The organism is Burkholderia sp. BCC0397, assembly GCF_902832865.1.
Lineage (GTDB): Bacteria > Pseudomonadota > Gammaproteobacteria > Burkholderiales > Burkholderiaceae > Burkholderia.
In genome coordinates this window covers 125,921-143,176 of the sequence record NZ_CADFDL010000018.1, presented here as the reverse complement: position 1 = coordinate 143,176, position 17,256 = coordinate 125,921, and the positions used below count along the sequence as shown (strand labels likewise).

The 17,256-nt window shown below is 65.2% G+C and carries 15 protein-coding genes; 8 read left to right on the top strand and 7 right to left on the bottom strand.

From position 1 onward, the window contains the following. Nucleotides 1-23: 23 nt before the first annotated feature. On the bottom strand, nucleotides 24-1,292 hold the full coding sequence (locus HWX03_RS37125; RefSeq protein ID WP_175874265.1) for a TPM domain-containing protein: 1,269 nt from the start codon (nucleotides 1,290-1,292) through the stop codon (nucleotides 24-26). Between the two features lie 420 nt (nucleotides 1,293-1,712). On the opposite strand from HWX03_RS37125, the gene HWX03_RS33795 reads away from it, so the two are divergent. The 5 genes from HWX03_RS33795 to HWX03_RS33775 all read left to right on the top strand — a co-directional run bounded on the left by HWX03_RS33795 (nucleotide 1,713) and on the right by HWX03_RS33775 (nucleotide 7,459). Beyond that, nucleotides 1,713-2,084: a hypothetical protein gene (locus HWX03_RS33795; protein ID WP_244132843.1), complete on the top strand. Its 372-nt coding sequence runs from the start codon at nucleotides 1,713-1,715 to the stop codon at nucleotides 2,082-2,084. A gap of 136 nt (nucleotides 2,085-2,220) precedes the next feature. Beyond that, nucleotides 2,221-2,910, top strand: coding sequence for a hypothetical protein (locus tag HWX03_RS33790; protein WP_175874264.1), 690 nt, complete (start codon nucleotides 2,221-2,223; stop codon nucleotides 2,908-2,910). 3 nt (nucleotides 2,911-2,913) lie between these two features. Further along, nucleotides 2,914-3,231, top strand: coding sequence for a hypothetical protein (locus HWX03_RS33785; protein ID WP_175874263.1), 318 nt, complete (start codon nucleotides 2,914-2,916; stop codon nucleotides 3,229-3,231). Between the two features lie 67 nt (nucleotides 3,232-3,298). Beyond that, complete coding sequence (locus HWX03_RS33780) at nucleotides 3,299-6,511, top strand: DEAD/DEAH box helicase (RefSeq protein ID WP_175874262.1); 3,213 nt, start codon at nucleotides 3,299-3,301, stop codon at nucleotides 6,509-6,511. A 3-nt stretch (nucleotides 6,512-6,514) separates the two neighbouring features. Then, a complete protein-coding gene (locus HWX03_RS33775; protein ID WP_175874261.1) occupies nucleotides 6,515-7,459 on the top strand; it encodes a hypothetical protein in 945 nt (314 codons plus the stop codon). A gap of 106 nt (nucleotides 7,460-7,565) precedes the next feature. Here the strand turns inward: HWX03_RS33775 and HWX03_RS33770 are convergent, their stop codons facing one another. After that, the gene (locus tag HWX03_RS33770) at nucleotides 7,566-8,813 is read right to left on the bottom strand and encodes a multidrug effflux MFS transporter (protein WP_175874260.1); all 1,248 of its coding nucleotides are present in this window, start codon (nucleotides 8,811-8,813) and stop codon (nucleotides 7,566-7,568) included. A gap of 298 nt (nucleotides 8,814-9,111) precedes the next feature. Between HWX03_RS33770 and HWX03_RS33765 the strand changes: the two genes are divergently transcribed. From HWX03_RS33765 to HWX03_RS33755, 3 genes are all read left to right on the top strand, one after another. Further along, nucleotides 9,112-9,672 carry a hypothetical protein gene (locus tag HWX03_RS33765; RefSeq protein ID WP_175874259.1) on the top strand — a complete coding sequence of 187 codons (561 nt, stop codon included), beginning with the start codon at nucleotides 9,112-9,114 and terminating at the stop codon, nucleotides 9,670-9,672. A 293-nt stretch (nucleotides 9,673-9,965) separates the two neighbouring features. Further along, nucleotides 9,966-10,826, top strand: a complete 861-nt coding sequence (locus HWX03_RS33760) for a DUF1989 domain-containing protein (RefSeq protein ID WP_175874258.1) — start codon at nucleotides 9,966-9,968, stop codon at nucleotides 10,824-10,826. An 85-nt stretch (nucleotides 10,827-10,911) separates the two neighbouring features. Then, on the top strand, nucleotides 10,912-11,586 hold the full coding sequence (locus HWX03_RS33755) for a GntR family transcriptional regulator (RefSeq protein WP_175874257.1): 675 nt from the start codon (nucleotides 10,912-10,914) through the stop codon (nucleotides 11,584-11,586). 61 nt (nucleotides 11,587-11,647) lie between these two features. Here the strand turns inward: HWX03_RS33755 and HWX03_RS33750 are convergent, their stop codons facing one another. From HWX03_RS33750 to HWX03_RS33730, 5 genes are all read right to left on the bottom strand, one after another. Further along, the gene (locus HWX03_RS33750) at nucleotides 11,648-12,046 is read right to left on the bottom strand and encodes an ectoine synthase (protein WP_175874256.1); all 399 of its coding nucleotides are present in this window, start codon (nucleotides 12,044-12,046) and stop codon (nucleotides 11,648-11,650) included. Nucleotides 12,047-12,107: 61 nt separating this feature from the next. Next, on the bottom strand, nucleotides 12,108-13,454 hold the full coding sequence (locus HWX03_RS33745; protein ID WP_175874255.1) for an amidase family protein: 1,347 nt from the start codon (nucleotides 13,452-13,454) through the stop codon (nucleotides 12,108-12,110). 23 nt (nucleotides 13,455-13,477) lie between these two features. Next, complete coding sequence (locus HWX03_RS33740; RefSeq protein WP_175874254.1) at nucleotides 13,478-14,980, bottom strand: amino acid ABC transporter permease/ATP-binding protein; 1,503 nt, start codon at nucleotides 14,978-14,980, stop codon at nucleotides 13,478-13,480. A gap of 101 nt (nucleotides 14,981-15,081) precedes the next feature. Beyond that, nucleotides 15,082-15,924, bottom strand: a complete 843-nt coding sequence (locus HWX03_RS33735; RefSeq protein ID WP_175874253.1) for an ABC transporter substrate-binding protein — start codon at nucleotides 15,922-15,924, stop codon at nucleotides 15,082-15,084. 435 nt (nucleotides 15,925-16,359) lie between these two features. Beyond that, entirely contained in the window at nucleotides 16,360-17,256 is an 897-nt protein-coding gene (locus HWX03_RS33730) for a glutamate/aspartate ABC transporter substrate-binding protein (protein ID WP_175874252.1), read from the bottom strand.

Sequence of the window (17,256 nt, the reverse complement as noted above, 5' to 3'; positions counted from 1 at the left end):
CACGGGTGCGCCGGGCGTGGCGGCTACCAGCGGCCGGACGCGCCGCCGCCGCCGCTCGAACCGCCGCCGCCGCGGAACGAATCGGACGAGTCGGAACTGGACGAGCGTGAACTGGACGATGGCCACTTGAAGCCCGACGACGTCGAGGACGACGAAGACGACGAACTGCCGCCCGTCAGTTTGTCGACGATCCATAGGATCGCCACCAGCACGAAGAACACCGCGACCAGCACTTCACCCGGCGAATATCCCATCAGATGCCCGATCCCGATCAGCGCGAGCAACGTCCCGCCGATGATCGCCGTGTACTTGCGGATGCTTGCGGATCGGACGAGACCGATGCCGAGCAGCCAAGCCGCGACGCCGATGCCGGTCGGAACGAACGCGAGGGCCGCCAGGATCGCGTCGAGCTTGCCGTCGAAGATCGCGCCGACCGGCAGCATCACGATCGGTGCGATCGTCGCGACGAGATAGCTGGCCGGAAGCATGATCGGCCAGCGCAGCTTGCGCTTCTCGGTCAGCACGCCCAGTGCGACATTGGCCAGCCCGAGCAGCAGCCAGAATGTGAAACTGCCGTAGTCGACCGGCGGCTTGTCGAGCAAGCCGTTCGACAGTCGCCGTTCGGCGCGGGGCGCGACGTCGGCCGCCTCGTCACCGGGTTGCGCATCGGTCGATGCCGCCATTTCCGGCGGCGTCATCTCGCGCGCGAGCGCATCGACCGCGTCGCTCACGCCGGCTTCGATGCGATTCTCGCGAAACGCCGGCACGATTTGCTCGCGGATGATCCGGCCCGCGACGATGTCCGGAATCGCCCCTTCGAGCCCGTAGCCGACCTCGATACGCACGGTACGGTCGTTGAGCGCGGCGACGAGCAGCAGGCCGTTATCGATCTGGCTCTGGCCGAGCCTCCAGTGTTCGAATATGTTGGTCGCGAACTGCTCGATCGTCGACTGCCCGGTCGAGCCGACTAGCAGTACGGCCAGTTGCACGCCAAGCCGTTGCTCGAGCGCGGCGAGTCGATCGGTCAGTTCGGCCGCGCAGGCGGCGCTCAGCGCGCCGGTCAGATCCGTCACGCGACCTTTCAGCGTCGGGGCGGCTTCGGAGTGGCCGGCGACGGGATAGGCGGCCGCTGCAGCCACGCGCGTGCAGGCCGATGGTCCCGCGATCGACGGCTCGCCGGCCGACGATGCGGCGATGGCGATGCTGTCCGCATCTGCCGGCGCTGCAAGGGCGGCGCTGCCTGACAGCAACGCCGCGCCCGTCAGCATGGCCGCCGCCAGCGCGCTCCACATGCTGGATCGGCCGGTTGCGCTGCGCAGCCGCGTGGCTCGGGAAATGTCGTTGCGGAGCACGCGTGCTCGCGATGCCGGATCGCCATCGCGACCCGCCGAGCACGGCCGGCCCATCTGTCGTTTGAAGTTCATGTCGGAAACGGCATGCCGGCTCTCTCGTGCATGGCGCGTGCTCTCGTCGTTTTAATCGTCCCGCAGCATAACCAATTGCGAAGGGAACTGAAAGGTTTCCGGCCGACTTCCGGACCCCGTCATTTCAATATGCCGTCGTATCGTCCCGATGCGGGCGCATACGTCTCAAAGCGGTTGTCTTCCGCGGTTTCGATCAGCAACCTGCCACACGCGGTGCCTTCGTACACCGTTCGTTCCAGGCCGTGAAAGCGTATATGCAGTGCCAAGCCGCGAACCATTGTGGACGTGATGAATTGGTTCGACAATATCGAGCACGCTGTGCATTCGGGCACCGACGACGAACCGATGCAGGCCGATTCCGGACCGATAACGATGACACCCGAAACCGAGGGAAAACTGCTCCGGCATGGCGTACAGATCATCCCGCTCGTCTTGGGCCTGTATGCGGCCGACAGCCTGTGGGACGCGTATCAAAACGGCAGCATCCTGGAATGCCACCAGGCTCGAATGCACCCCATAACCTGCTGGTGGATCACGCCGGACATGGGCGAACACTTCCAGCGGCTGCTCGCCAGCCATTGGCACGTGCTCGGGCTCAGCATCCTGCTGAGCCTGCTGCTCACTTATGTCATGGCGCCGGCCCGCCCGCCGCGCCAATAGCGCATTCGCCCGGCGGTACCGCCGCAAACGGCAGACCGAACAGGCAAGCAGCCGGCCGGTTCGGGACATAGAATGACAGCAGCGCCGCATTCCCGACGCGCACCGATTGCCTCATTCTCTCGGATTGCCCGCGACCATGAACATTCGCCTTACGCGCTTCACCCGTCCCGCGCTGGGTGCGTTGTGCGTTGCAACGCTCGCCACGCTCCAGGCCTGCAACGGCGATGCCTGCTTCGGTGTCGATGCCTGTTTCAACGACAACACGCAAACCGTCTCGCTGGCGGGCACGGCCGCGACGGGCGACGCGCTCGCGAGCGCGCAAGTCACAGTCAATTGCGCGGCAGGCTCGGCGACGACGCTGACGGACGGCGGCGGCAACTACCACGTGACGCTGAACGCCGCGCCGCCATGCGTCATCACCGTGGCGTCGGGCGGCGCGAGCCTGCATTCGCTCGCCTACGCAGGCGGCACCTTCAATACGACGCCCGAGACCGAGCTGATGCTCGTCTATCTCGCGGCGCAACTCGGAACGAACACGGCCGGGCTGATCGGCAATTTCCAGGGCACCCTGCGCTACCAGCGGGCGATGAACAGCCCGGACACCGCGCAGGCCGCGCAATCGGCCGTGGTGACAAACCTGCAGCAGCGCTATGCGGTCACGCTCGCCGCGCCCGCGTTCCTGACCACGTCGTTCGTGGTCGGGCAACCGGGCGTCGACAGCGATCTCGTCGCGCTGGCCAAGGCTGGGGCGATCGATTCGAACGGACTGCCGGACCCGGTTGCCGTGTCGCTGTTGCAGCAGGCCGGGGCCGCGCATCCGCTGTAGGCGATGCAATCGTCGCTGCGCGGATTGATCGCGAGCGATCCTGCGGATATTTCCGATCCATCGCTCCAGCAATGCGCCAGCGCATGCCCTTGCCGATTGGTTGCAATCCATTCGGGAGTCCCGCCGCCGTTCTTTTCATGGGCCACGCATCCGATCCACTTCATTCGAAACCCGACCATTGAACCCCTGTCCTCTGGAATTATCGATATCGAATATATCGGCCTCATTCCTTCGAAATTCGGAATAAAAAGCGGTTTATCTCTTATTTTTTCAACAACCGACATCAAGCCGCGCATTTCAATTCATCGAACAATTAGGTAAAGTGCCTACCATCCGACGACGCGAGCATTTCATTCGCGCCACATAGCGCAACATCGGTCTGCATCAAATGAATACGAAAGCACAGATTCTTCGTTACTGGCGCGCCGCTGAAATCTTCAACCCGCAATCCGTTCCGGATATTGATCTGAAACCCGGAAAGCGAACGAAACAGACCGACCGGTTTACTCACGACGATCTTCTCGCGCCCTGGCAACCCGGGTTCACGCGTCTTCCGGCTGCGGGAAAGGACAGTGTATGGCGTCACGATGTCTACGGCGGTGTCTACCTCGTTCGGCGCGTACGCGAATTGCTCGAGTCGATCTTCGGGAAGGATCCACAATCGTTCGACTCGCGGCTCGACAGCCTGTCGGCATGCTTCCTGATTCGCGTCGATCATGACGGGCGCCCGCTCTTCGATACGTTCGTGCTGTCCGCATGCGTCTGGGCATGGGGACGTACGGCCACACCCGGACCCGATTCGCCGGACTGGCTCGACGGATTCGAATCATTCGCCGCCGACTTCCTGATCAAATTGCGCCAGCTATTCGCGGTTCCCGACGACGACGACGAAGGCAAGGCGCTACTCGCGAAGGAACTCGACGTCGGGCGCAAATTGACGTTGGGCGACATCGACTCGATCACCGCATTGCTGTTCGAGGAAATCGGCCTTGTGGAAGAAGCGCCGGACGAACGCGTCCGCGTTCAGTCGAAGCAGGTCGAGGCCGAAAAGGAGTATCGGGTCGACCGTGTCGACTTCCTGAACAGTTTCTTTGTCGACGACCTGACGCGGGTCGCGGACGCGTTCGAGCGGAACGACGCGGGCGCCGCTTTATCGTCCTATCTGAGGCCGGATCGCGAGATCGACAACGCGGCGCGCACCGACACCCGGCAATCGGTCGATTCGATGTACGAGACGCTGACTCCCAAGCGCTACCCCTCCGGACGCTGGCCGGCAAGCGGACACCACCCGCTGGTCTTCAGTCAGCAGTTCGCGATCAACCGCATGATTCACGAACTGGACAACGACGCCGGGATATTCAGCGTCAATGGACCGCCCGGCACAGGCAAGACCACCCTGCTTCGCGATCTCGTCGCGCACATCGTCGTCAAACGGGCTGAAATGCTTGCGTCGCTGCGCAACCCGGAAGACGCGTTCGACGGTGTCCGCGGCTGGGGATCCGGCAATCGTCAGCGGACCATCTATTTGTGGAAGCCGGAATTCTCGGGCTTCGAGATCGTGGTGGCCTCCGCCAATAATGGCGCCGTCGAAAACATCACGCTCGAACTGCCGGGAGCCGATGCAATCGACGACATGTGGAAATCGAGCGTCGACTATTTCCCGGATCTCGCCGCGCGCGCACTCGGCGGCGACAAGCCGGTCTGGGGCTTGCTCGCGGCCCGTCTCGGCAACAAGACGAACCGGACGGCATTCCTTCGCGACGTCTGGTGGGATGAACAAAAGGACGATCGCCGAACGAACGACGAGCCGGAGAGCGAAAAAGGACTACCGGGCCTCATCACTTGGCTCGGCGACCACGCCAGGCGCCGGCCTTCGATGTGGCGCGAGTCTGTCGAGCGCTTCCGGCGAGCCTGTGCCGATGAGTCGAAACTGCGGACGCAGCGCGAAGACTGGGCCCGGCAGGCCGACATGCTTCGTGCCGCGCGTTCGCGCCGGGATGCACTGAACGCACTTGCGCGGGAACGCAATCGGGCGACGGAGAACGCGACAAACGCCCACGAAATTGCTCGGGCACGTCACTCGACGGCTATCGAACGAGCAAGGCAGGCACACGTTCAAAAAAACGATCACTTGCATGCGCGCCCGGGTTTCTTCGAGAACGTGTTCAGCTTCGGTCGCGCGCACCGGGACTGGCGAATCAGATTTCTCGCGTGTATCGACGCCGAACAGCAAGCCAGCAATGCGATGGACACCGCCGCCGGCATTGTGGATCAAGCCGATGTCGCGCGCCGAGGCGCGGAACGACTCGAACGCGCGACCCACGACGAAATCGCGGTGCTGTCGGGTGACATTACGCGACTCGATGCCGGACTCGCCCAAGCGCGCATGGTCCTGGGCGATCATTTCGTCGATCGCGATTGTGCCGAGCGCACGGACGACGAGCGCGAACTATCGTCGCCATGGACGGACCGGGCATGGAACGACGCCCGGGCAAAGGTGTTCCTTGAAGCGCTGAACCTGCATCAGGCGTTCGCAGCCGAAAACGCCCATATCGTCCGTTCCAATCTGTTCGGCATGGTCGACATCCTGCAAGGCTCCGTACCGGGCGGCGTATCCCGCGAGGCCGTGAAATCCGCGTGGCAAACGCTTTTCGCCGTGGTACCGGTCATATCGAGCACGTTCGCTTCGTTCGGTCGCCTGTTCTCCAATCTTCAGCGAGAGGAAATCGGCTGGCTGTTGATCGACGAGGCCGGACAAGGGCTGCCGCAAGCCGCCGTAGGCGCGCTCTGGCGGGCCCGGCGGGCCGTCGTGGTCGGCGATCCGCTTCAACTCGAGCCGATCCTGCCGCTGCCGTTCACCTCGCAACAGGCGCTGCGCACCCGCTTCGGCGTCGAAACGACGTGGACGCCCGGCCGTCAGTCGATTCAGCGGCTCGCCGACCGGATCTCGACGGTCGGCACCTATCTTCCCGACCACGAAGGCAACCCGCTCTGGGTCAGCGCTCCGCTTCGGGTTCATCGCCGCTGCGACGTCGAGATGTTCAATGTCGCCAACAAAATCGCATACAACGGGATGATGGTATTCGGCACCGTCAAGCGGGCCCAACTCGCGCTTCCCGGCACGACCTGGATTCACGTCGAGGGACGCGATGCGAACGGACACTGGGTCCCCGACGAGGGACGTGCTGTCGCCACGATTCTCGATGACATTCACACACACGACGACGCCTCCGGAACGATCTACGTCATCTCCCCATTCCGGGAAGTGACGCAAGCTTTGCGCGACACGCTCGGCAATCGATACGGGAATGTCAAGATCGGCACGATCCATACGGTGCAGGGCAAGGAATCGGACGTCGTCCTGCTCGTACTGGGCGGCCATCCCGACCGCCCCCGCGCGAAAGCATGGGCGTCGGAAAAGCCGAATCTGCTCAACGTCGCCGTCAGCCGCGCGAAACGCAGACTCTACGTGATCGGCAATCGCGACGCGTGGCGCGACTATCCGTTCTTCAGCGAATGCGCCGCCACGCTCGAACATCGGACGACATGGCCGGGCGTCGCCGGGCACGGCACCGCGATGCTCCTGCGCGGCGAGGCATGACGAATGGACGACGTGATTGAACGCGCAGCGCATCGTGCCGGTTCGATCGATACGATCGACGCCGACACCTATTTCCAGTGGCTCCAACTCGCATATAAGGCACGGGCCGCGGGCGAAGACGTCGTCGTCGCGCTGCGCGCGGCGGGCACACCGGACGCCGACGCGCAAGCCATCGCATGCGGTCTCGACTTACCCGACGAGCCACGTTCCGTGCCGGCGGCTGCCGCCCGTATCGTGTCCGACGGGCTGCCTGACCATGGGATCGACGAACGCCGCAGCATTACACGACGGGTCGGGCGTCCGTCGTCGCGCGTACGATACGGGCGCCGGGTCGCAGTCGGCGCGGCACTCATTGCCGTCGCAGCCGGCGGAGTCCTCGCGCTGATCCATCGCCCGTCCGAGCGCCGGGCCGCGCCCCCCGCTCGGCCCGCCAGCCAGCAGCACGCGGCGGCCGCGATCGAGAATCGCCCGACATCGATACCGCGTCAGCAACGCGACAGCGAGCGGGCCTCGCCATCGGAATCGCCGCCGGCGCTCACGAAACACGCCCGCCCGCTGTCTCGCGACACATCGCTCAAACAAACGGACGATGCGCCCGCGCACACCACGCCGGCACCGGCGCCAATGGGCGCGGCTCGTCCGGAATCCTGTCCGCCGGGTGTCGATCGCCTCGGGTGCCCGGGCGCTGCGGGCCGCATCGAGCGCGAATCGTCGTGCCCCAACGGCTTCAGCCGCGCCGGATCGTCATGCGTGCCGGCCGCAATGCCGCAACACGCACACGCGATACCCACCGGTTTCGGATGGGAATGCGACGTGGGCTTCATTCAGACCGGCCGGATCTGCACGAAACTGCGCGTGCCACCCAACGCGCACGTCGATTTCACCGGACGCTCGTGGGAATGCGATTCAGGTTACGAACTCGCCGGCGAAAGCTGTCGCCCTTCGTGACGTACATACGGCCCACCCGTAAATTCGCGCCGTCACGATACGGCGGGCCTGGCAGACATTCGCAAATCGAGCCATGCATGGCTTGGCTGCGTTGCCAGCCGGCCTGTTACACCGCCTCCCCGCTCCCACACACCACCGGCGCCGCCTGCTGCTGCGACAGATACCGCAGCAGCTTCGTCACCATCCACACGACGATGAACGACAACGCGACGAAGAACACCGCCAGCGGCGTCAGCACCTGAATCGACACGAAACCGGCCAGGCCCATCATCGCGGACGACACGAGCAGCAGCGCGCAGCCGAGAATCGCGCTCGTCAAGCCGGCGATATGCGGAAACAGCGAATTGCCCTTGGCCATCAGCGTCGGATACATCGCGCCCGCGCAGAAGCCCATTACGAGCACCGGCGTCGCGAGCGTCCATACGCGCAGGCCGACGGTCAGCGCCAGCACCAGCATCGCGACGGACGCGCCCGCCATCACGCGCGCGCCGATACGCAGCCGTTGCTCGGCGCTCGGCAGCCCGCGGCCGTGAATCCGGTTCGACAGGCCGCCGAGGAAATACATGAGGCCGATGCCGAGCGCGAGATACCCGAAGAAGGTCGGCGGCTTGTGCAGCGTGGTCTGCACCATGAACGGCCCGACGATGTTGAACACCAGCAGGATGCTGTAGCACAGCCCCTGGGCGAGGAAGCAGCTCTGGAACACCGGGCTGGCCAGCACCTTGCCCGCGTTCGCCATCAGCGTGCGCGGCTCGAGATGCACCGGCTTCGGCAAGGTTTCGCGGTAATGCCACAGCAGCGCCCACATCGCCAGCGAGTAGACCAGCAGGAACACGAGGCACGCGCGCCAGCCGAACCATTCCTGCAGGTGCGCGCCGATCACCGGCGCGATGATCGGCGCCAGCCCCCATGCGATCGACATGTACGTGAATGCGTGCATCAACGCCTGGCCGGAGAACGAATCGGTGATGATCGCCTTCGCCAGCAGGTTGGTGGTCGCGATCCCGAAGCCCTGCAGGCAGCGCGCCAGCACGAACGTCTCGAGGTTCGGCGCGCCGAGCGACAGCAGGCAGCCGATCGTGTAGATCACGAGCCCGAACGCGAGCACGCGCTTGCGTCCGTAGGCGTCGGCGATCGGCCCGAAGATCAATTGGCCGAGCGCATAGGCCGCCATGTAGCCGGACACGCTCGACTGGATCGCCTGCGGCGTGGTCGCGAACGAACGGGCCATGTCGGGCAGTGCGGGCACGTAGATGTCGATCGCGAGCTGGCCGGCGGATGCGAACAGGCAGATCAGGAACAGCAGGAAGCGCGGCGAATTCGACTCGCGCGCGGGAGTGAGCGTGGCGTTCATGACGACTGGGAAGGAGATCGGTGCAGCAGTGCCGCACCGTCAATGTTCGAATGCCGAACACGCGTGCGGTCGTGGCGAATTCTGTATTGTGCCTGCTGTTGCACCGGGCGACAGGATTCCCCTGGCACGGGCGAGGTTGAATGCCGATTGCGGCAGGGCTCGACATGCGCTGATCGGGCCGGCCGGCGGCGGTTTTAATGTTGATTTAAGCCGACGGCCGCACTGTCTCGGGTGGCTCACTCCGTGAGCCGCACGTCATTGTTGATTCGATCAAGTCTCGTTTAATGGAGATACGAAGATGCGATTCCGTTCGTATATGGCGGCGGGCGCGCTGGCGCTGGCGCCCGTGTTCGCCCTGGCCGGGCAGGCCGGCGCGGTGGCCGCCGCCCAACCGATGTTCGTCAATGTCGACGGGCAGGCCGTGCCCGTGAAAGCCGAAACGCGCGTCGTCCAGACGGCGGTCGGCCCGATGAAGGTCAGCACGTGGAGCTGGCACAGCCCGCAAGGCTGCGCGAGCTTCGCGATGCAGACGTCGTCGTCGGGCGGCATGCCGAGCGCGGCGGCGTTGCGGCAAATGCAGGCGGCGCAGTACCGGATGCAGGTGGCGCAGTACCGGATGCAGGTGGCGCAGGCACAAATGGTCGCGATGCAGCAGCAGATGATGGCGCTGCAGCACATCGCGCTCGCCAACGCGTTCGCGATGCCGATGCCGCAGCCGGTCGGGTTCGCGATGGCGCCGTGGGCGATGCCGGAACCGGTCGTCGTGATCGTGCCGGCGCAACCTTCGACGCGTTCGACGGCGCCTGCCCAGGCGGCGCCGGCACGGCCGGCCGCGCGCGGGCCTGAAATCAAGGCCTGACGCGCGCTTCCGGCGCACGAGCGACCGGGCTCCAAAGTGAGACCGCCGGCATATGCCGGCGGTTTTTTATTTGCGGCGCCGGGCGTTTCGCCGAACGCGGCGCGTGCGCCGCCTCACCGCTCCCCCTCCGTACTTCCCTCCGATTGACACACCTCCCCGCCTTCCCCCTATACTCCCCGGAGCGCCAATTTATTGTTGAACAATCCAGCATGTGAATTGACGCCTGACCGGCCGCCACAAAAGGTTTCAGCCGGATCGCCGCATCTGCCAACCTTTGCCGAGAGTACCGCGTCATGTCGAACTATCCCGCCGCCTACCAGGTCACCAAGGGTTCCGTCCTGAACGTCGACAGGGCCTTCTATTCCGCGATCGCGCAGCGCCAGGACGCGCGCGAACGCATCGCGTCGCACGTCGTGCCGATCCGCAGCGGCTTCGCGTGGACGGTGCCGGCCGGCCACGTGTTCCGGATCGTCACGCTCGAAGGCCCGCAGGTCGCCGACTTCAACATGTGGAACCTGCACAATCCGCGCGAACGCATGTGGGCGTCGCGCACGCGCCAGTTGCAAGCCGCACACGTGACGACGTTCGACCGGCTGTGGTCGACGCTGCCGTACCTGCGCCCGATGGTCACGATCACCGACGACACGCTGGCCGACTATGGCGTCGACGGCGACGGCGGCCGCGTGCACGACCTGCTCGGCACGCGCTGCGACCCGTACGTGAACAAGCTGCTGACCGGCGAGGACTTCCATTTCCACTGCCACTCGAATCTCGTGCGCGCGGTGGCGCCGTACGGACTCACCGAATTCGACGTGCACGACGTGCTCAACGTGTTCCAGTGCACCGGCCTGAACGACCACGACAAGTACTTCATGAAGGCGTGCCCCGCGAAGCCGGGCGACTACCTCGAATTCTTCGCCGAAATCGACGTGCTGTGCGCGATGTCCACGTGCCCGGGCGGCGATCTGTCGGTGCCGATGTGGGGACCCGGCGCACGCGATCCGATCGACGTGTGCCGGCCGCTCGGCGTCGAGGTGTACCGGCTCGACCCGAGTTTGCTCGAAGGCTGGTCGTCGCCGTCCGTCGCGCCGTACCGCGGCCAGCACGGAATGCAGCCGCCGCAGGCCGACTGGCAGACCGGTAAAACGGCGTAACCTGGGCCGCAGCCCGTAGAATGGCGAAACGCCGCCGGCCGGCCACGCCGGCGGCGCACGATCAGGAGAGGAGCGAACGAACGGAATGGCAAGCGAAAAAGCGAGAGGACAGTCGGTCGCCGACCGGATCAGCCATCAACTGCGCGAACACATCATCAGCGGCAAGCTGCCGCCCGGCACCGCGCTGATCGAGATGGACCTCGCCGCCGAATACGATACGTCGCGCAACTCGCTCCGCGAAGTCCTGCACCAGCTTGGCCGTGAAGGGCTCGTCACGTTCGTGCGGCACAAGGGCGTCGTCGTGCGCACGCTGAATCGCCAGGACGTGCGCGATCTCTACGTCGCGCGCCGCACGCTCGAACTGCATGCGCTGAACACGGCCGAACTCGCGCAGCCGGCGCTGCTCGAGAAAATGCAGACCGCCATTCGTGCGGCCGAACGCGAACTCGACAAGGAAAACTGGCAGGCGGTCGGCACGCACAGCCTGCGGTTTCACCAGCACATCGTCGCGCTGCAGAAATCGGCGCTGCTCGACGAGTTCTTCCGAACCATCTCGGCGCAACTGCGCCTCGTCTTTGCCGCCGATCCCGACGAGAAGCGCATACAGACGCCCGACTGGATCCAACGCGAATACCGGATCTACGACCTGCTCACGCAGAATCGCCGCAGCGAGGCCGTCACCACGCTCACGCGCTATCTCGACGATTCCGAGCGGATGCTGATCGAAGCGATCAAGCGCAGCCATCGCGAGGTCGCCTGAACCGAATGCCGCCGCTGCGTGCCGCGCGATGCGGCCCTCAGCGGATACGCATCACGCGCGGTCAGGCTTGCGCTTCCGTCGGCAGCGCGTAACTGCCGTCTTCCCGGTGCGTTTCGAGCCCCGTCAGCGGCGGATTGAACACGCACACGAGGTGCAGGTCGCCGCGCGTCGCACGCAGGATATGCGGATCGTTCAGGTTCAGTGCATAGATCGTTCCGGGCGTGATCCGGTGCACGTCGCCGGTCGCCGTATCGACGACTTCCCCTTCTCCCGCCACGCAATAGTTGGTTTCGAAGTGGTTCTTGTAGTGCAGATGCAACTCCGCGCCTTCATGCACGCGTGTCTCGTGGACGGAATAGCCGACGCCGTCCTGCTTGACGATCATGCGTTTGCTGTCCCAGCCCGGACCGCTGGCGTGGCGTTCGGTATTGGCGATATCGGCCGATCTCACGATTATCATAAGTACCTCTGAATAGTGGCGATGAAAGATGGCAAGGCGATCCTTGCCGCAGGGAAACACGTCATGCGAATCCGGTCAGCGTACGTTCGACCGCGGCCGCGGCATCGAAGAGCCGTGCGTCTTCGCCGCGGCGTCCGGTGATCAGCAGGCCGACGGGCTGCCTGCTCTGCAGGTCGCCCGGCACACTGATGCTCGGCAGATCGAGCCGGTTCGCGAATTCGGTGAGCCGGAATGCCCGCGCGTTCTGCGCGAGATAGACGGCTTCGTCGGCCAGATCGGCCACGCGCGGAGGCAGCATCGGCACCGTCGGCGTCAGCACGGCATCCGCGTCGCCGAGATCGGCGTGATACGTGTCGGCAAGCGCGGCGAGACGCAGCAATGCGGCCGCATAGTCGTGCGCGCGCACGTGCTCGCCTGCGGCGATGCGCGGGCCAACCAATGGATCGTAGCGATCCGAGGCCGTTGCGAGACGCGCGCGATGCAGCATGAACGCCTCCGCTGCGATGATGCCGCCCGCGCGTGCGACGGCGCCGGCCTCGGCCACGCAATCGAGCCGCTTACGGCTGATCCGCGCGCCACGCGCGGAAAGACGCGACAACCACGCATCGAATGTGTGCCCGACGACAGGGTCGAGGTCGTCGGTGGCGAACGGCTCGGGCACGATGAAATGCAGATCGCGGATGCTTGCCGGTTGTCCTTGCCGGCGGGATGCGTCTGCGCCATGCAACGCCGCGTCCGCTTGCCGGCACAGACCGACCGTCGCGGCCAGCAAGCCCGGTACGTCGAAGCTGGTCGACAGAAACTGCATGCCGTCGGTCGCATAGCGTCCGCGCGAAGGCTTGAATCCGGTCACCCCGCAGAATGCCGCCGGAATGCGCGCGGAACCGCTCGTATCGGAACCCAGCGACAGGTCGGCCGCGCCGAGCGCCACCGACACCGCCGCACCCGAACTCGATCCGCCGGCCACCCGCTCGCGCCGCGCATCGAGCGGCGTCGTCGGCGTTCCATATGCGCGGTTCACCCCGAGCGCGCCGTACGCGAACTCGGTCATCGCCGTCTGCGCGACCAGCACCGCGCCGGCGCGACGCAGCGCCGACACCAGCGCGGCGTCGCTGCGCGCCGGCGGCTCGTCGGCCAGCACCCGGGAACCGGCATGCGTGACCCAGCCTTCGCAATCGAAACACGCCTTCACCGTCAGCACGGTGCCGGCCAGCGGCACGCCAGCCTCACCTTCGCGCCGCGCCGTATCGCGCGCACGCGCTTCGCCAGCCGCCGCTTGGTCGCGACGTGCGAGCCATGCGGTTCCGATGTCGCCGGGATGCGCATCCGCACGCTCGAGACACCCGCGCAGGCGGTCGGCACACGCCTGTTCGTTCATGTCGTCCTGCCGACGATCCGCGCCGTGCATGCCTGCTCCCGTCCGGTCATTCGTCATGCGAAGTGAACATGCTTGAGAAAGTCCTTCACGCGCGTATCCGCGCTGCCGCGAATCTGCTCCGGCGGCACGTCGTACAGGATCCGGCCGTTCTCCATGAACACGATCCGGTCGGACACCGTGAACGCGAAGTTCATTTCGTGGGTCACGATGATCATCGTCATCCCCTCCTTCGCGAGCGTTTCGACCACTTTCAGCACTTCGCCGACGAGTTCCGGGTCGAGCGCCGAGGTCGGCTCGTCGAACAGCATGATCGACGGCCGCGTCGCGAGTGCGCGCGCAATCGCGACGCGCTGCTGCTGGCCGCCCGACAACTGATGCGGATACTTGTTCGCATGCTCGAGCATCCCGACCTTCGACAGCAGCGACAACGCCTGCAGCCGGATCGCGGCCACATCGGCCTGGCGGTGATAGCACGGCGCCATCATCACGTTCTGCAGCGCGGTGCGATGCGGGAACAGGTTGAAGCTCTGGAACACCATGCCGATATCGAGAATCCGCTCGCTCGACACGCGCGGCGGATGCGAGCCCGACGCGCGAATGAATGACTCGCCGTACAGGTCGATCTCGCCCGCGTTCACCGGCGCGAGACCGTTGATGGTGCGAATCAGCGACGTCTTGCCGGAACCGGACGGGCCGATGATCGACACGACCTGCCCGGGCACGACGTCAAGATGAACGTCCTTCAGCACCTCGTGACGGCCGTAGCGCTGCTGCACGCCTTTCACGCGCAGCGCGAATTCGGCGCTCGCGCGCGGCCGCGGCGCGACGGCAGGCGCCGACAGCGGCAATTCGAGCGTCGCCGGGCCGGCCGGCGCGGACGTGCGGCGGCTCACGTCGAGGTGCCGCTCCAGATAACCGAGCAGCCGGCTGAACACGGTGACGATCAGCACGTAATAGAACGCGACGGCCAGCATCGTTTCGAACACGAGGAAATTCTGCGTGTACAGCCGCTGCCCGACGAGCAGGATCTCGGCCAGCGAAATCACCGACACCAGCGACGTCAGCTTCACGATCGTGATGAACTCGTTCGCGAGCGCCGGCAATGCGATGCGGATCGCCTGCGGCATCACGATCATCCGCTGGATGCCGGTGAAGCGGATGCCGAGCGCACGGCCGGCCTCGATCTGCCCGCGCGGCACCGACAGGATTCCGCCGCGATGAATCTCCGCAAAATACGCGGTCTCGCTCAGCACCATCGCGATCAGGCCGGCCGTGAACGGATCGGACAGCACCGCGCTGGTTGCGGGAAAGACCTGCGGCAGGTTGTAGATGAAGACCAGCAGCACGAGCAGCGGCAGGCTGCGGAAGAACCAGATGTAGATGGCCGCCGCGCGCTTCAGCAGCGGCTGGTGCGACTGCCGCGCGAGCGCCACCGGAAACCCGAGCAACACGCCGAGCACCCACGCGGCGACGCTGAGTTCGACGACCACGACGCACGCGCGCCAGAAATCCCTGTCCCACAAGAGCTGAAACGCATAGTGCCAATCGAACTGCATCGAAGACTCCTCAATCCGGGAGGGTGATGCGGCCGCCCGACGCGCCGCGCGCGGCAGGCGGGTCGCGCGTACGTCGCGCTTACTGCTCGTCTATTGCACGCTTACTTCGCAGTACCAAGCGCGGCGGCGACGTCGGCGGGCGTCGGTTCCTGCAGCCCGTATTTCTTCACGAGACTGTCGTATTCGCCGCTGCGCTTCGCCTCCTTCAGCGCGCCTTCGAGCGTGCCCAGCAGGCTGCCGTCGCCCTTCGTCACGCCCAGGCCGATCACGATCGGATACAGCAACGTGGTCGAACTGATTTCGACGCGCCCGTTCGTCTGCTTCGGAATCCCCTGCGCGACGGCCGCGTCCTCGATCTGGACGTCGACCGCTCTCGACATCAGCGCGGACGTCGCTTCCGGCGACGTCGGAAACTCGCGGATCGCGATCTCGTCGCGCCCAGCCGCCTTGCATGCGTCCTGCGACACCGCGCGCAGCCTGGGCGTCCACGACGCACCCTTGATCGAGCCGACCCGCTTGCCGCACAGGTCCTGCGGCGTCTTCGGCAGAAACGCGCTGCCCTTCGCCACCAGCAGCGACGCACCCGTCTTCAGGTACGGCACGAAATCGACCTGCTTCACGCGATCGGGCGTCACGTAGAGCGCGGACGCGACGACGTCGAAGCGGCGCGCCTTCATCCCGAGGATCAGGTCCGGAAAACGCGTGTCGAGAAACACCGGCTCCAGCTTCAGGTGACGCGCGAGCATCCGCGAGAACTCCGCGTCGAAACCGGCGGGTTTGCCGGCGTCCAGATACGCGTAAGGCGGATACGTGAGGTCCGAGCCCACCAGCAGCGTGCCGGGCCGCACCGTCTGCAGCGGAGCCGCCGCCGCGAACGAGCACGCGAAGGCCAGCGGCACGAGCGCGCCGCGGAGGAAACGACGAAGCGGAAAACGAGCTGACATCGCGAAGCTCCAGGGTTATTCGGCTCTCGCGCTGAAACACCGCAACGCCTCCCGTGCGCCACCGTACGCGGCTTTCCGGGATTTTCCGCCGAAAATTGTTGAACAATTTCGGCAGATTCTGACCAGTTCAAATTGAAATCTGAATCCGGGTTTACGCGACAGGCGGCGTGGCTGGATGCAAATCGCACGCGCATGCGCCGGCCGCCGTTCGGCGCCCGGCGCGGGATTCAGGCGAAAGGGAAAGAGTCGGAAAGGCGGGGCCGGACGGATGCCCGGCGAGGAATCAGGGAAACGGCTTCGTCATGCGACTCAGGTGGTACGGCGACCGCTCACGGCAGCCGCACGGCCATCGCATCGCCGCGAAAGAAACAGCGGAACTCGATCGCGCAGGCCGACACCGGACGTATCGAGCTGCCCATGCTCACGTCGACGCGATCAATACTGCGCCTGGTCCGTCGGATTCCTGAACAGCTGCTTCATCTCCGCCGACAGCGGATAGTTGAGGCTCACGCCCTTCGGCGGAATCGGTTGCGTGAACCACTGGTCGTACAGCTTCTCGGCCGCGCCGGAGGTCTGCATCTTCGCGATCACGCCGTCGACGACGCGCTTGAACGCCGGATCGTCCCTGCGCATCATGCACGCGTAGTTTTCGTGAACGAGCGGCGTGCCGGCGACCGTGTACGCACCCGGGTTGCGGTCCTTCGCGATCTCGCCGTACAGCAGCGGCTCGTCCATCACGAACGCCACCGCGCGCCCGGTTGTGACGTTCATGAACGCTTCGGCATGATCCTTCGCGCTGATGATCGTCATGTTCATCGCCTTCTCTTCGTTGAGCTTGCGCAACAGGCGCTCGTCCGACGTGCCGGCCGTCGTCGCGACCGTCTTGCCGGCCAGGTCCGCAAAGTCCTTCACGCCCGAATCCTTGCGCGTGCTGAAACGGATGCCGTACAGAAAGATGCTGTTCGAGAACGCGGCCTGCTTTTGCCGTTCGAGCGTGTTCGTCGTCGAGCCGCATTCGAAGTCGATCGTCCCGTTCTGCAGCAGCGGAATGCGGTTCTGCGACGTGATCGGGATTTCCTTCACCGCGAGGTTCGGCAGGTTCAGGTCCGTCTTCACCTGATCGATGATGCGCGACGCGATATCGCGCGAGTAGCCGATGTTCTTCTGCTGGTTGTCCGAATACGAAAACGGCACCGACGACTCGCGAATGCCCAGCGACACGACGCCCGTGTCCTTGATCTTCTTCAGCGTACCGGTAAGGGCCTGCGCGTGCGCGGTGCCGGCCAGCGCACAGGCCAGCGCGACGGCGAACCAACGGAAACGGCGATCCAT

What these genes read in the sequence shown, in the direction of transcription:
- HWX03_RS33785 (WP_175874263.1), top strand. Translation starts at nt 2,914, where the DNA reads ATGCAATCGTCGCTGCGCGGATTGATCGCGAGCGATCCTGCGGATATT.
- HWX03_RS33765 (WP_175874259.1), top strand. Translation starts at nt 9,112, where the DNA reads ATGCGATTCCGTTCGTATATGGCGGCGGGCGCGCTGGCGCTGGCGCCC.
- HWX03_RS33755 (WP_175874257.1), top strand. Translation starts at nt 10,912, where the DNA reads ATGGCAAGCGAAAAAGCGAGAGGACAGTCGGTCGCCGACCGGATCAGC.
- HWX03_RS33770 (WP_175874260.1), bottom strand. Translation starts at nt 8,813, where the DNA reads ATGAACGCCACGCTCACTCCCGCGCGCGAGTCGAATTCGCCGCGCTTC.
- HWX03_RS33745 (WP_175874255.1), bottom strand. Translation starts at nt 13,454, where the DNA reads ATGCACGGCGCGGATCGTCGGCAGGACGACATGAACGAACAGGCGTGT.
- HWX03_RS33795 (WP_244132843.1), top strand. Translation starts at nt 1,713, where the DNA reads ATGAATTGGTTCGACAATATCGAGCACGCTGTGCATTCGGGCACCGAC.
- HWX03_RS33780 (WP_175874262.1), top strand. Translation starts at nt 3,299, where the DNA reads ATGAATACGAAAGCACAGATTCTTCGTTACTGGCGCGCCGCTGAAATC.
- HWX03_RS33730 (WP_175874252.1), bottom strand. Translation starts at nt 17,256, where the DNA reads ATGGATCGCCGTTTCCGTTGGTTCGCCGTCGCGCTGGCCTGTGCGCTG.
- HWX03_RS33735 (WP_175874253.1), bottom strand. Translation starts at nt 15,924, where the DNA reads ATGTCAGCTCGTTTTCCGCTTCGTCGTTTCCTCCGCGGCGCGCTCGTG.
- HWX03_RS33790 (WP_175874264.1), top strand. Translation starts at nt 2,221, where the DNA reads ATGAACATTCGCCTTACGCGCTTCACCCGTCCCGCGCTGGGTGCGTTG.
- HWX03_RS33760 (WP_175874258.1), top strand. Translation starts at nt 9,966, where the DNA reads ATGTCGAACTATCCCGCCGCCTACCAGGTCACCAAGGGTTCCGTCCTG.
- HWX03_RS37125 (WP_175874265.1), bottom strand. Translation starts at nt 1,292, where the DNA reads ATGTGGAGCGCGCTGGCGGCGGCCATGCTGACGGGCGCGGCGTTGCTG.
- HWX03_RS33775 (WP_175874261.1), top strand. Translation starts at nt 6,515, where the DNA reads ATGGACGACGTGATTGAACGCGCAGCGCATCGTGCCGGTTCGATCGAT.
- HWX03_RS33750 (WP_175874256.1), bottom strand. Translation starts at nt 12,046, where the DNA reads ATGATAATCGTGAGATCGGCCGATATCGCCAATACCGAACGCCACGCC.
- HWX03_RS33740 (WP_175874254.1), bottom strand. Translation starts at nt 14,980, where the DNA reads ATGCAGTTCGATTGGCACTATGCGTTTCAGCTCTTGTGGGACAGGGAT.